The sequence below is a fragment of the Rheinheimera sp. MM224 genome, assembly GCF_947090785.1.
Classification (GTDB): Bacteria; Pseudomonadota; Gammaproteobacteria; order Enterobacterales; family Alteromonadaceae; genus Pararheinheimera.
In genome coordinates this window covers 3,818,834-3,831,866 of the sequence record NZ_OX352320.1, presented here as the reverse complement: position 1 = coordinate 3,831,866, position 13,033 = coordinate 3,818,834, and the positions used below count along the sequence as shown (strand labels likewise).

Below are 13,033 nucleotides of genomic sequence, written 5' to 3'. Positions count from 1 at the left end.
GCCATGATCCAGCGTCCTTCTCTTATTAATATCCACTGGCCTGAACAGACAGAAGAGGGTAAGCGAAAAGCTCTGTCCTCTTATCCTTTGTTTGCCCTGGCATTCCGACCTTTTTTTCTGGCCGGTGCCTGTTGGGCTTTTTTGGCGATCAGCATTTGGGCCTTGTGGTTTAGTGGCCTGATGTCGTTTCAGTTTGGTTTTCCTGCAGCCTTGTGGCATGCCCATGAGATGGTCTTTGGTTTTGGAGCTGCTGTGGCTGTGGGCTTTTTACTGACGGCAGCACAAAACTGGACAGGCTTGCCCAGTCTATCGGGCAAACCGCTGTTGTTATTAACCGGGCTTTGGCTGACTGCCCGTTTTAGCTTGTTATTCGCCGAATACCCTCCACTGTTATGGCTTTTTATCGCCGTTCAACTGCTGTGGTGGACTGGTGCTATTTACAGTCTGGCGAGCTTACTTATCAGGGCAAAAAGCAAAAATAACTATCTGTTTATTCCATTATTGTCTGTGATGGCTTTGCTCAATGCGGCTTTTGTTTATGCAGCTGCAACACAGCAGTTTGCCGCCGCTTCGCATTTAAGTCACAGCATGATCCTGCTGTTTGGCATCCTGATGGGCATAGTGGGCGGACGCGTGATCCCATTTTTTACCGCCAGAGCTTTGGGGCTGGAACAAATCAAAACCCCACTGCTGGATAAGGTGTTATTGCCCTTGTCCGTGTTTGGTACCGCATTGTTTATCACAGGTTTTTTTGTCCAACTGCCACTTAAAGCGGGCTGGTTGATGCTGCTGGTGGGGTCTTTGCATCTGGTGCGTTTATCCTTCTGGACCCCATGGAAAATCTGGGCTGCTCCATTGCTGTGGTCCTTACAGCTGGCTTATCTGGCCTTGGCTTTAGGTTTAATTCTTTTAGGCCTACTCCATATAAAAAGCGACGATTTAACTCAGCTCCTTGTGTTTAAAGACGTGCTGCATCTGCTGAGTATCAGCGCTATGGCTGGCATGATCCTCGCCATGATGGCGCGGGTGTCTTTAGGTCATACAGGCCGGCTACTGCAGGTTGGCAAAACTATCACTGTAGCTTTTGCTTTGTTGTTGCTGGCTGGCCCAGTGCGGATGTTGGCCAGCTTAGCAGGCTTCCCTCTGGTGTTCTGGCAAGTCAGCGCTTTGTTATGGCTCTGCGCCTTTGCAATTTTTATTCGGTTTTATTGGCCTGTACTGACTCAGCCCCGTGCTGATGGCAGACCAGGTTAGTTTCTGTTGTTCTAACTTATTTAATTAAAAGAGGTTTTATTATGTTATCTGCTCAAACTATTGCCATCGTTAAAAGCACTGTGCCATTACTGGAAGGTGCAGGTGTGGCTATTACTAACCATTTTTATCAGCGCATGTTTCAGGTAAATCCTGAGCTGAAAGATATTTTTAATATGACCAACCAGCACAGTGGCCGTCAGCAATTTGCCTTATTTAGTGCTATTGCTGCTTATGCCAAAAATATCGATAACTTGTCTGTGCTGACTGAAACTGTGGAGCGTGTGGCGCATAAACATACCAGCTTTTTTATTCAGCCTGAGCACTACGACATTGTAGGTCATCACCTGATTGAAACCTTACGTGAACTGGCTCCTGATGCGTTTACGCCAGAAGTAGAGCAAGCCTGGACAGAAGCTTATGGCGTGCTGGCGAATATTTTTACAGGCCGCGAGCGTCAACTTTATAACCAGACTGAACAAAAACCGGGTGGCTGGTATGGTCCACGTCGTTTTAAAGTGAAAGAAAAAATCCGTGAATCTGAACTGGTGTCCAGTTTTGTACTGGTGCCAAAAGATGGTGATGCTGTAGTGGATTATCTGCCAGGTCAGTATCTGGGCGTGAAGGTAAAGCCAGCACATTGTGACTACTATGAAATCCGTCAGTATTCCTTGTCTGACAAAGCCAATGGCCATAGTTACCGTATCAGCGTAAAACGTGAAACGGGTGAAGTGGCTGGTTTAGTTTCTAATTATCTGCATGACGAAATTCAGGCCGGAGATGAGCTGGATATTCTGCCGCCCGCCGGTGATTTCTTCCTGCAATCTGCCCATTTACCTACAGTGTTGATCTCAGCTGGTGTGGGTTTAACCCCTATGGTGTCTATGCTGGAAAGCATCGTGGCTTTAAAGCAACAAACCCCGGTGTTTTTCCTGCACGCTTGTGAAAATACGCAGCAACACTCTTTTGCACAGCGTATTTCGCAACTGGAACAAGACTACCCATTGCTGCACAACTTTACCTGGTTCAACAAAGCGGAGCAGAACACAGCTGCTGGTCAATTTGCTGGTTTGATGGATCTGAAAGCCGTCGCCAATGAGTTACCGCTGCAAAGTGCCAATTTCTACCTCTGTGGTCCTACAGGTTTTATGAAGTTTGCCAAAGACCAGTTACTGGCTTTGGGTGTGGCTTCGGCACAAATTCACTATGAAGTTTTTGGTCCTCATAGCGACCTGTAATGGTGATCAGCGGTAGCTTGCGCGGCCCGGCGTTTTGCCGGGCCTGACTGACTAGTAAAGAACAAGCAAAGGGGGACTTATGTGGAGCCTGGTACGCACTGTTACGTTGCAACACGCCGAAGTGAAGCGGCAAGAGACGGAGCAGCAACTACAGCAGTTGTTAGAGCATAATCAGCAACTTCAAAACCAACTGGCCGCCAGGGATCTGCAGCTCAAAACCATAACGCAACAACTGGAGAGCACAGCAAAAGCTGCCACAGAGCTGGGGCAATTTGAACAAAGCATGCTGCATATGGAACACAGCATGGTAAGGCTCTCTGATGACTTAAAGCAGCAGCAACAACTGGCATCCGAAGCCCGTCAATTGGCCGAGCGCAGTGGCTCTCAGATGCAGGAATCGAACAAGCAACTGCAATCTTTGCAGCAACAAAGCAGTAAAAGCCTGCAGACGCTGCAAAAGCTGAAAACCGAAACCTCTGTTATTTCCGGTGTAGTAGAGCTTATTCGCTCTATTTCAGAGCAAACGAATTTGTTGTCACTGAATGCAGCGATTGAAGCCGCAAGGGCAGGTGAGCATGGCCGCGGTTTTTCAGTGGTGGCGGATGAAGTGCGCAAATTAGCTTTAAAAACCACAGCATCGACCACAGAAATCAGCACATCTATTCAAAGTATTTTGCAGCAAGTAGATGAAGTTAGTGTGCATGTAAGCGCTATGGATGAGGAAACTCAGGCCTTGTCCACTTTGTTTGGCGATACAGGAGAGGTCAGCCAGCATATCAGCCAGAACTGTGTTCAGGCCGATCGTAGCAGCACCTACTCAGCTATGGTGTTTGCGGTGGAACTAGCCAACCTGCAAGAACTTGTGATGAAGATGATGGTGTACCGCACCTTATTGGGAGGTGCCAGCTTTCAGTCCAAAGACTTACCAGACGAACACCAATGCCGGCTCGGCGCTTTATATGATCAATTGCCAACACAGCAGCGTATGGCCAAAAGCTCTGTCTACCAGCAGATTGAAGCACCACACGAAGCTGTGCATCAACAAGCAAAAAGCACGCTGGATTATTACCATCAGGGGTGCTGGCCAGAGACTTTACAAAGCCTGAGCAAAATGGAACAAGCCAATTTAAAGGTGATGCAACTGATGCAGCAATTGTTAGCGGAAATGGATTTGGGGCACGCAGCAAGAGCTTAAGAGCATCTGCCCTGGAGTTGGCCTGTTGTTTGATCACAGCGGCGTTTTGTCTGCAATTTCTGCTCTTTCAGCACTGTTCTGGCTTTCCTATTTGCCAAAAGACTAGCAAACGAAGTAGACCTGTCCAGACAAAAGATCATCGCATGAGCCGTTTTAAATAAGTGCAAACATCTTGTTATAGCGCGGCTGGTAGGTTTGAATTGTTATCAAATTTAAAGCAATAATTAAGCAAGATATACGCAAGATTTTCTGAGGTTGTAGCAATACCTTAACCCAGAAAACCCTGATGGTGCTGGTATAAAAGATCCGTCGCTTTAGGTAAGTAAACGGTAAGGGTTTCAGCCAACATGCAAAAAACTAAGGTTATCTGCCAAAGGAAAGGAATATGACCGTTGAGTTAGGGTTTCATTATGATGAAAAGGTAGACTTACTATTAAAGTCAGCTTCTGCCAGTGCGAAAGAAAAAAACTTTGATACAGCCATTAGCGTGATGAAAGAAGCGTTAGAGAACATTTGGATTTCCGATGTGTCTTTCTCTCCAGCGAATATAGCCAAGATAATTCCCTATTTTCAAAAGGCTGGGCGCTATAGTGATGGAGTAGCCTTTGCGGATAAATATCTTATTCCCAAACTGATTGAAGATTACGATCAATCAGGTTCAACAGATAGAGCCTTTATTTGTCTGTATGTCGGAAAAGTACATGAAAAATTAGCTTTGAACGCCAAAAGAGAAAAAATAAAAGATGATGAAACGTTTTTCTCAAACAAGGCTGCTGAAATGCTTAGCGCTTATACGAAATTAATGGAAATAGGGAGAATTGAAGACCTTAAAGAGGAGTTTCAGCAAATGCTGGCTGTGTTTGGGAATGATTATGGCAAATGGCCTGATACCGTTCTAAAAAAATTTGAGCCGATTTTAAAGTGACTTTTGAAAGAGGGTATCGTCAAATCCTCCAGTAATGCTGGTACAGAAGACATGTCGCTTCAGCTAAGGAAACGATAAGGGTTTTGAATGGTAATTTCGTACCTCACAAAAGGCGTTCTTACGACCGAAAAAAACGCCAACAATTTTACTTGTTGGCTATGTAAATGATTGACCTGCAAACGCTATGAATTAGTAGTGTAATGACAAAACAAGCAAAAGCGCTTGTGAAATAGAGTACTGCATAACGGCGTGTTTCATATGAGTCTCTGGCGTCGAAACCGAGGGTAAGTAATACAAGACATCCGATCAACGAAAGAAGCAAAAACAAAGTTGAGGTTACTTCCAAATAGCTAGAAGGGTTTTTCGATGCCGTACTCTCTGCCCCAAGATCTGTCGTTTGTGCGCTTCTATGTGCGTTTTTGTATCTAGCATCGCCTACGCTGCTTGCTTCAATCTCACTGATAATTTTGTAGCCAGCCTCAAGTAAGGCGTCTATTTTTAATTGGTCGGTCTCAAACTCCGTTTTTTCCCCTAATTTTAGAATCTTGTATTTATTCATGGCAGTCATCCTTAACGGTTGTTTTTCGTCTATGGTTCCTTAGCAAAAGCTATCATCAAAAAATACCAATGGATATCCCAAGTACAAAAAAGTAGAAGTGGCATTTTCAGACGCATTGACAGAGCGTAGTACAATAAATTTCTGAAATTCCGATCCGCTGCAAAATTAAAGAGATTTTGAAAATAAGCTTTTTTAGAGAAGTGCTTGATAAATGGTGGCCCCACCTGGACTTGAACCAGGGACCTGCCGATTATGAGTCGGATGCTCTAACCAACTGAGCTATAGGGCCATTTGAAACAGGCTTTAAATAAACAAGTTCAAAGGCTGAACTCTTTAAAGCGCAGGCAGTATAAGAAGTTTTTCCGCTGTTGTCACCGCTTCGTGACATGCTCTTTGTACTGATTGCTTGTTTTTTATCCGCTTCTCCGTGGAATCCTTCACACTAGCCGTGAGGTACGACAGCAGGACACAGGTCTAAGTCGCACTTTCGTCGTTAATGCAGGTCTGTTGTCGACGGTTTGTTGCGGTTGCAGAGCCAGTGAATCATAACTAAGGCCGGATTAAACAAACAGGACCTGCGATTTACACTTGATTTGGTGGCTATATTAATTAGCCGACTGAAGGAATAAATTCTCCATAAAAATATTGCCGATTAGCAGGAGTATTTATTGCAGGATTAGCTTGCTCGTTGCGTAAAACTGCAACGGGCTTTAATTATCACTCGGTTCTGTATTTTGTGATCAACTAAATTTCCTGCCAAATAAAGCTGTTAAGTGTTTCCACCGGAAATGTACTGGTTAATATTTGCTTAAATCACTTGTATGACGTAAATTTATTGTTAACTATCTATGCGGAAGTTAGTGGTCGCCATTACCTACAGGTTTGAGTTATGGAACAAGGATGGCTTCTTTCAAATGCGATACAACAAAGCGGCAAGCCTGAAGCCCCAGTGATGGTATTGCAACTTGCTCCTGTTTCTTCGCTTATTACTCCTTTTAGCATTTTCAAAATCATCAACTTAGTTATGGAGACGGCCGCTCAAATTATTGTTGGGGCGTCTTTTCTGACGTTATTACAGTCGAATTCTGCATTTAGAGCCTCTGTCCGAGTCCTTGATTTTATTCAATATTGCCAGCAGACGAGGCTCAGGTTTAGTGCTTTTCTCTATCGGCGTTTTGTTTCCCATCATAGGGATGTGGTAAAAAATGCTCGTGATATTGTGCTATTACAGAAGGTTGAAATGCTGCTCGCTATTAAAGAACCAGTATGTAGTGTTGAAATAAGCTGAGTTCCCAGTAATCCGTGCTTACAAAAGGTGATGTCGCTGCAGTCCTGTGTTTTTTGTTAAGCGCAGATGTGATCCTCGAAAACCACAACCTTTAGGTTTGGTTATTCGAGCTAATACTTAGCCTGAAAGGCAGGCTTTCATTTGTTCAAGGAGAAACACATATGATCATATTAGATACTAAACAGATTGCAGCTGTTTCTGGTGGAGAATTTTACAGCCCCAAAAATCTTGCTGCAGCAACTCGGTTTGTCGCTGCGCTGGGTTTTTTAGCAGGTGCTTTCCAGGCAGGATATACCGTGGGGCAGTGGTTGAATACTAATACGTCTGTGCAGCGCTGGATTAGTGATGCTCTCGAGTAAAGGATGTGTGGCTGGCAATAGTGTCGCTGTTGCCAGCCATTATATTTAACAGGAGAAAAATCATGGATATTAAGAAGCTTTTCCAGTTTTCTTATAAAAAGATGAAAATGTTATTTATCTATCTGGTTTTTCTATATGCGTTATGTTCGCCTTGGTTTTATGGCAGCGCAGATCCCCAGCGCTATTACCAACTTGCATTGGCATTACTGATGCTTGCTTTGCTGTTTGAGTTGCATCTGGTTAATTTGCGTTTTGCAGAGTTCATTCGACAACCAATACGTTGGCAATCGCCAACAGGTTTTTTGTATCTGTCTGCCTTATTATTTTTTTGCTGGGGTTTATGGGGTATTGGTTGAACCGCGGTTAAAGGAAGGAATGGAGCGCCTTTTGGATCTAACATTGCAGGTAAACCGGAATGAGCAGGGAATGCAACATGTTCCTCCAATTCGAAACTGCGGATATGGCTCAGGTCTATGTCTTTAAGCATGGCGATTTTCGTAGAGTAAAAAACAAAAAGCACCCGAAGGTGCCTCTTTTATGTCCATGGAAGGACGGTACGTCGCAAATGCAGGAGCACATTTTCGACGCGAAACAAATCTACTCGTCGAGGAAGCTTTTTAATACTTCTGAACGGGAAGGGTGGCGCAGTTTACGCAGCGCTTTGGCTTCGATTTGACGGATACGTTCCCGTGTTACGTCAAACTGTTTACCCACTTCTTCCAGTGTATGGTCGGTATTCATATCGATACCAAAACGCATACGCAGTACTTTTGCTTCACGGGCTGTTAAACCGGCCAACACTTCGTTGGTGGCGGCTTTTAAGCTTTCCATGGTGGCTGAATCCAGCGGCGATTCTGAAGAGCTGTCTTCGATAAAATCGCCCAGATGCGAATCTTCATCATCACCTATTGGTGTTTCCATGGAGATTGGCTCTTTCGCAATTTTCAGCACTTTACGGATCTTGTCTTCCGGCATGCCCATACGTTCGGACAATTCTTCCGGAGACGGCTCACGACCCATTTCCTGCAACATCTGACGTGAAATACGGTTCAGTTTGTTGATGGTTTCGATCATATGCACAGGGATACGGATAGTACGTGCCTGGTCAGCGATAGAACGGGTAATAGCCTGACGGATCCACCATGTAGCATAAGTTGAAAACTTATAACCACGACGGTATTCGAACTTGTCGACAGCTTTCATCAAGCCGATGTTACCTTCCTGAATTAAATCAAGGAATTGTAAGCCACGGTTGGTGTATTTTTTCGCGATAGAAATAACCAGACGTAAGTTCGCCTCAACCATTTCTTTTTTCGCACGACGGGCCTTAGCTTCACCAATCGACATGCGACGGTTGATATCTTTAATTTTAAAGATGGAAAGACCAGTTTCTTCTTCAATTTTTTTCAGCTTCTCAACGCTGCGATACAAATCGTCACGCATCTCACCCAGCTTGGCTGAATAAGGTTTACCTGCAGCGATTTCGGCGTCGATCCAGCTAGTTGAGTTTTCGTTGCCACTGAAAGACTTCATAAAGTTTTTCTTTGGCATTTTTGCGTACTCAACGCAGTTCTTCATCACAATACGTTCCTGGACGCGCACGCGGTCCATCATTTCACGCATGTTTTTGACCAGACGGTCGAACTGTTTTGGCACTAAACGGAAGCAACGGAAAACTTCGCTCAGTTTTTCAATTTCTTCTTTGGTGGTCTGGTGCTCACGGCCGTTTTTGACGATAGAGGCACGGGTTACTTCGTACTGAGTACGCAGTTCACCAAACTTCTCGCGCGCCATTTCCGGATCCGGGCCAGTGTCAGCCTCTTCGTCCGAGTCTTCTGACTCTTCGTCATCGCCTGTGATATCAGCGTCTTCATCGGCCAGTTCTTCTTCTGGCACGTCAGAACCGATATGAGTGGCCGTTGGGGCCATATCATCCACTTCGTTTGGATCGATAAAAGCGGTGACGATGTCACTTAAGCGAATTTCTTCGGCTTCGAATTTATCCCACTGTTCTAACAGGTAGGTGATGGCTTCAGGGTATTCAGCCACAGAGGTCTGAACCTGATTGATACCATCTTCAATCCGCTTGGCGATGTCGATTTCGCCTTCACGGGTTAACAGCTCTACAGTGCCCATTTCGCGCATATACATGCGGACCGGATCTGTAGTGCGACCTAACTCTTTATCCACACTGACTAAAGCCTGAGCGGCTTCTTCTGCGGCGTCTTCATCCGGCGCAGCGTCAGACATGATCAGGTCATCGGCATCTGGTGCTGTTTCAAACACCTGAATACCCATGTCATTGATCATACGGATAATGTCTTCGATCTGATCGGAGTCAATAATATCTTGTGGAAGATGATCATTCACTTCAGCAAAGGTCAAATAACCTTGCTCTTTACCCTTCAAGATCAGGAGTTTTAGTTGCGACTGAGGATTATGCTCCATAGAGGCTGTTCTTCCACCCAAATAGTTAGTTCAAAAATGCGAATTAGCGATTATAACAAAGCGCGGCTTTTCTAGCCACCGCGCAATGACGGCTTACTCACGGTTATTTGCTTTTAAAAGCTTTTAACAGCAACACAAATTCGTGTTTTTCCGCCGTGGTCAGTTGCTGCAAAGTATCTTTGCGTTGCAATTCTTCCAGACGTTGACCCAGATACTGATCTTCTATAGAGCGGAAGGTATCCAGAAATTCTTTAGTTAACTGCTCTTCGGCAACCTGATGGTCCCATAACGCCAGCTTCACCAATATGTTGTATTCAGGCGTATCGCGCCAGTGTTCCAGCAATTGCGCCGTAGTCAGTTCAGGCTGAGCTAATAAAGTCTCCTGTACTGTCAGCAATAACTGAATACCAGGTAAATTCGCCTGAGCCAGTTCAGGAGCCAGTGGCATCACTTTGGCAAGGGCAGGGTATTGCAGTAACAACGCAATAGCCCGGCGCATCGGCGTAATTTTTGTGGTCGCAGGGGCTTTGCTCTGCACCTTAGTCTGGCTTCTGGCCGCAGTGTTTTGCTGCGACGATTTACCAACCAGCGATCCCAGGGTTTCAAACAAGGCATCGCGGTAAAATTCACTTGGAATTTGTTTAATCAGCTCGTTACCTTTAACCCATAAGGCGGATTTTCCGGCGTCGCTGTTTAAATCTAACTCTTTGGCCAGATGGTCAAATAAATACTGACCTAAAGGCATAGCCTGTTCCAGACGGTTTAAAAAGGCATCTTTGCCTTCTTTTTGCACCAGCGAGTCCGGGTCTTCGCCGTCCGGTAAAAATACAAAATTCAGTTCTACGCCGTCTTTTAAATGCGGTAAGGCACTTTGTAAGGCGCGCCATGCGGCGTCTCGGCCTGCTCTGTCACCGTCATAACAGCAAGTGACAGTGCTGGTCAGGCGGAATAACGTATGCATGTGATCTGGGGTCGTGGCGGTGCCTAAACAAGCCACTGCAAAAGATATTCCTTGCTCGGCAAGCCCCACCACGTCCATATAACCTTCAACAATCAGCACACGATTCAGCCTGTCCTGGCTTTGTCTGGCTTCGTATAAACCATAAAGTTCACGGCCTTTATGGAAAAGGCGGGTCTCTGGTGAGTTTAGATACTTTGGCGTACCTTCACCTATCACTCTGCCGCCGAAACCTATCACTCTGCCGCGTTTATCCCTGATCGGAAACATCAGCCGGTCACGGAAAAAATCATATTCACGACCCTGATCATTGCGGCTGATCAGTTTAATTTCAAACAGCTGATCACGAGCTGAACGTGAAACGCCTAACTGCTTTAATACAAAATCCCAGCTATCAGGTGCGTAGCCTATGCCGTATTTTGTCGCTGTGGCCTCTGAAATACCACGTTTCTGCAAATAAGTGGCAGCATGAACCTGTTGCTTCAGCTGTTGCTGATACAAATCTGCCGCTTTTTGCATCTGGCTGTAATCGTCTGCCTGAGCCTGCGGATACTGCTTACCACTGCCTTGTTCGCGTGGTATCTCTAAATGATGCTGCTTCGCCAGTTCTTCAATGGCTTCTACAAATTCAAGTTGTTCGTACGCCATCATAAAACTGATGGCATTGCCGTGAGCGCCACAACCAAAGCAATGATAAAACTGTTTGTCGCTACTTACGGTAAAAGAAGGGGATTTTTCGTTATGGAAAGGGCAACAAGCCTGGTAATTCTTACCGGCCTTTTTTAACGGAACTCTGTGATCTATCAGTTCCACTATATCTGTACGAGCTAATAAGTCGTCGATAAAGTGTCTGGGGATTTGTCCTGCCACCTTTTTCCTTTTTACTTGTATTCAGAAAAAGACAAGCCGTGCTAAGGGCACGGCGTGCAGTAGTTCAGCTAGAAGCTTAACTCAAACGAGCTTTAATAACCTGACTTAAAACGGCCATATCAGTACGGCCTTGAACCTGTGGCTTTAAGTGGGCCATGACTTTCGCCATGTCCTGCATTCCAGAGGCTGCAACAGCAGTAATAGCGTGTTGCACTAAATCATCCAGCTCAGCCTGAGATAAGGCTTGTGGCAAAAACTGTTCTACGATTACGATTTCTGCTAATTCAATATCAGCTAAATCTTGCCGACCTGCTGCACTGTATTGACTGGCAGATTCTTTCCGCTGCTTTACCATTTTGGTAAGTACAGGAAGAATATTGGTGTCATCAGGCACCATCTGCGAGTCAATTTGACGTTGTTTGATTTCAGCTAAAGCTAAACGAATAGTGCCGAGACGCAATTTGTCTTTGGCACGCATTGCGTCTTTTTGGGCTTCTTGCAGCTGTTCTAACAATGCCATAGGTCAGGCAATAATCTTAGTAAAGCTTGATGCGACGAGCGTTTTCGCGAGAAAGCTTTTTCATGTGACGCTTAACAGCGGCAGCTTTCTTACGCTTACGAACCCAAGTTGGCTTCTCGAAAAACTCTTTAGAGCGTACATCAGCTAATACGCCAGCTTTTTCACAAGAGCGCTTGAAACGACGTAAAGCTACGTCAAATGGTTCGTTTTCTTTTACTTTAACAACAGGCATTAAATTCTCACCTCGGTCAACTCTGGTTAGTGTCTAACCAATACGATTAAAAATGGTGCGGCATTTTACTCAAAAGCCAGCCCCAATGTAAAGCAATAAGTGTTGTACTGGTGATGATGCTCGGATCCCAGTACAATTCGCCGCGTAGCATATAGGTAAGGGGAGAAAAATGCGAGTACTTGGCATAGAAACATCGTGTGATGAAACCGGCATCGCTGTGTACGACGAAGAGCGGGGTCTGCTAAGTCATGTGTTATACAGCCAGATCCCTTTGCATGCAGATTACGGCGGTGTAGTGCCTGAACTGGCCTCACGTGACCATATACGTAAAACTTTGCCTTTAATTCAACAAGCGTTAAAAGAAGCTGGTTGTGAAGCCTCCGATATAGATGGTGTGGCTTATACAGCAGGTCCGGGTTTAGCCGGAGCTTTGTTAGTGGGCGCATCAATAGGTCGTAGTTTAGCTTTTGCCTGGGGCAAACCAGCACTTGCAGTGCATCATATGGAAGGCCATTTACTGGCGCCTATGCTGGAAGAAAACCCGCCGGAGTTTCCTTTTATCGCTTTGTTAGTGTCTGGCGGTCACACCCAGCTCGTGCGGGTGGATGGTATAGGTCAGTATCAGTTATTAGGCGAATCTGTCGATGATGCGGCAGGTGAAGCTTTTGATAAAACAGCTAAATTGATGGGGCTGGAGTACCCAGGTGGGCCTTTGCTTGCCAAATTAGCTACACAAGGTCAGGCCGATAAATACGCTTTTCCACGTCCAATGACAGACAGACCTGGCTTAAATTTCAGTTTCAGTGGTTTAAAAACAGCCGCTGCTAATGTGATTGCAGCCGAAGGCAAAAGCCCTGAAGTACAGGCAGATATTGCAGCGTCATTTCAGCAGGCTGTAGTGGATACGCTGGTATTAAAGTGTCGTCGTGCGTTAAAAGAGCAGCGCTTAAAACGTTTAGTGGTCGCAGGTGGTGTTAGTGCCAATACGTCGTTACGTGAACAGCTGGAAGTTTTACTGAAAAGCTTAAAAGGCGAAGTCTATTACCCACGTAAAGAATTCTGCACCGACAACGGCGCTATGATTGCTTTTGCAGGTTTTCAACGTTTAAGAGCAGGGCAGCAGCAGGATTTAACCATAGGTGTGACGCCACGTTGGCCTATGGAGCAATTACCCGCCTTGTAATTAATTG

The 13,033-nt window shown here is 45.3% G+C and carries 13 protein-coding genes and 1 tRNA gene; 8 read left to right on the top strand and 6 right to left on the bottom strand.

Features of this window, described 5'->3' with window-relative positions; all coding sequences use genetic code 11:
* Nucleotides 1-3: 3 nt before the first annotated feature.
* The 4 genes from OM978_RS18005 to OM978_RS17985 all read left to right on the top strand — a co-directional run bounded on the left by OM978_RS18005 (nucleotide 4) and on the right by OM978_RS17985 (nucleotide 4,609).
* On the top strand, nucleotides 4-1,254 hold the full coding sequence (locus OM978_RS18005) for an NnrS family protein (RefSeq protein ID WP_264343670.1): 1,251 nt from the start codon (nucleotides 4-6) through the stop codon (nucleotides 1,252-1,254).
* A 41-nt stretch (nucleotides 1,255-1,295) separates the two neighbouring features.
* Nucleotides 1,296-2,489, top strand: coding sequence for an NO-inducible flavohemoprotein (hmpA, locus tag OM978_RS18000; RefSeq protein WP_264343669.1), 1,194 nt, complete (start codon nucleotides 1,296-1,298; stop codon nucleotides 2,487-2,489).
* A gap of 79 nt (nucleotides 2,490-2,568) precedes the next feature.
* Nucleotides 2,569-3,684, top strand: a complete 1,116-nt coding sequence (locus tag OM978_RS21470; RefSeq protein WP_319633883.1) for a methyl-accepting chemotaxis protein — start codon at nucleotides 2,569-2,571, stop codon at nucleotides 3,682-3,684.
* Nucleotides 3,685-4,069: 385 nt separating this feature from the next.
* On the top strand, nucleotides 4,070-4,609 hold the full coding sequence (locus OM978_RS17985; RefSeq protein WP_264343667.1) for a hypothetical protein: 540 nt from the start codon (nucleotides 4,070-4,072) through the stop codon (nucleotides 4,607-4,609).
* 145 nt (nucleotides 4,610-4,754) lie between these two features.
* On the opposite strand, the gene OM978_RS17980 is transcribed toward OM978_RS17985, so the two are convergent.
* The gene (locus OM978_RS17980) at nucleotides 4,755-5,168 is read right to left on the bottom strand and encodes a hypothetical protein (protein WP_264343666.1); all 414 of its coding nucleotides are present in this window, start codon (nucleotides 5,166-5,168) and stop codon (nucleotides 4,755-4,757) included.
* A gap of 212 nt (nucleotides 5,169-5,380) precedes the next feature.
* Nucleotides 5,381-5,457: transfer RNA gene (locus OM978_RS17975), tRNA-Ile, on the bottom strand.
* A gap of 600 nt (nucleotides 5,458-6,057) precedes the next feature.
* On the opposite strand from OM978_RS17975, the gene OM978_RS17970 reads away from it, so the two are divergent.
* From OM978_RS17970 to OM978_RS17960, 3 genes are all read left to right on the top strand, one after another.
* Nucleotides 6,058-6,456: a hypothetical protein gene (locus tag OM978_RS17970; protein WP_264343664.1), complete on the top strand. Its 399-nt coding sequence runs from the start codon at nucleotides 6,058-6,060 to the stop codon at nucleotides 6,454-6,456.
* A 161-nt stretch (nucleotides 6,457-6,617) separates the two neighbouring features.
* The gene (locus tag OM978_RS17965) at nucleotides 6,618-6,815 is read left to right on the top strand and encodes a hypothetical protein (RefSeq protein WP_264343662.1); all 198 of its coding nucleotides are present in this window, start codon (nucleotides 6,618-6,620) and stop codon (nucleotides 6,813-6,815) included.
* 62 nt (nucleotides 6,816-6,877) lie between these two features.
* A complete protein-coding gene (locus OM978_RS17960) occupies nucleotides 6,878-7,171 on the top strand; it encodes a hypothetical protein (RefSeq protein WP_264343661.1) in 294 nt (97 codons plus the stop codon).
* 241 nt (nucleotides 7,172-7,412) lie between these two features.
* On the opposite strand, the gene rpoD is transcribed toward OM978_RS17960, so the two are convergent.
* The 4 genes from rpoD to rpsU all read right to left on the bottom strand — a co-directional run bounded on the left by rpoD (nucleotide 7,413) and on the right by rpsU (nucleotide 11,843).
* The gene (gene rpoD, locus OM978_RS17955; RefSeq protein WP_264343660.1) at nucleotides 7,413-9,263 is read right to left on the bottom strand and encodes an RNA polymerase sigma factor RpoD; all 1,851 of its coding nucleotides are present in this window, start codon (nucleotides 9,261-9,263) and stop codon (nucleotides 7,413-7,415) included.
* Nucleotides 9,264-9,366: 103 nt separating this feature from the next.
* Nucleotides 9,367-11,091 carry a DNA primase gene (gene dnaG, locus OM978_RS17950; protein WP_264343658.1) on the bottom strand — a complete coding sequence of 575 codons (1,725 nt, stop codon included), beginning with the start codon at nucleotides 11,089-11,091 and terminating at the stop codon, nucleotides 9,367-9,369.
* Nucleotides 11,092-11,167: 76 nt separating this feature from the next.
* Nucleotides 11,168-11,611: a GatB/YqeY domain-containing protein gene (locus tag OM978_RS17945; RefSeq protein WP_127688066.1), complete on the bottom strand. Its 444-nt coding sequence runs from the start codon at nucleotides 11,609-11,611 to the stop codon at nucleotides 11,168-11,170.
* Between the two features lie 16 nt (nucleotides 11,612-11,627).
* Complete coding sequence (gene rpsU / locus OM978_RS17940) at nucleotides 11,628-11,843, bottom strand: 30S ribosomal protein S21 (protein ID WP_008899776.1); 216 nt, start codon at nucleotides 11,841-11,843, stop codon at nucleotides 11,628-11,630.
* A gap of 169 nt (nucleotides 11,844-12,012) precedes the next feature.
* On the opposite strand from rpsU, the gene tsaD reads away from it, so the two are divergent.
* The gene (gene tsaD, locus OM978_RS17935; RefSeq protein WP_127688067.1) at nucleotides 12,013-13,026 is read left to right on the top strand and encodes a tRNA (adenosine(37)-N6)-threonylcarbamoyltransferase complex transferase subunit TsaD; all 1,014 of its coding nucleotides are present in this window, start codon (nucleotides 12,013-12,015) and stop codon (nucleotides 13,024-13,026) included.
* The last annotated feature ends 7 nt before the right edge of the window (nucleotides 13,027-13,033 follow it).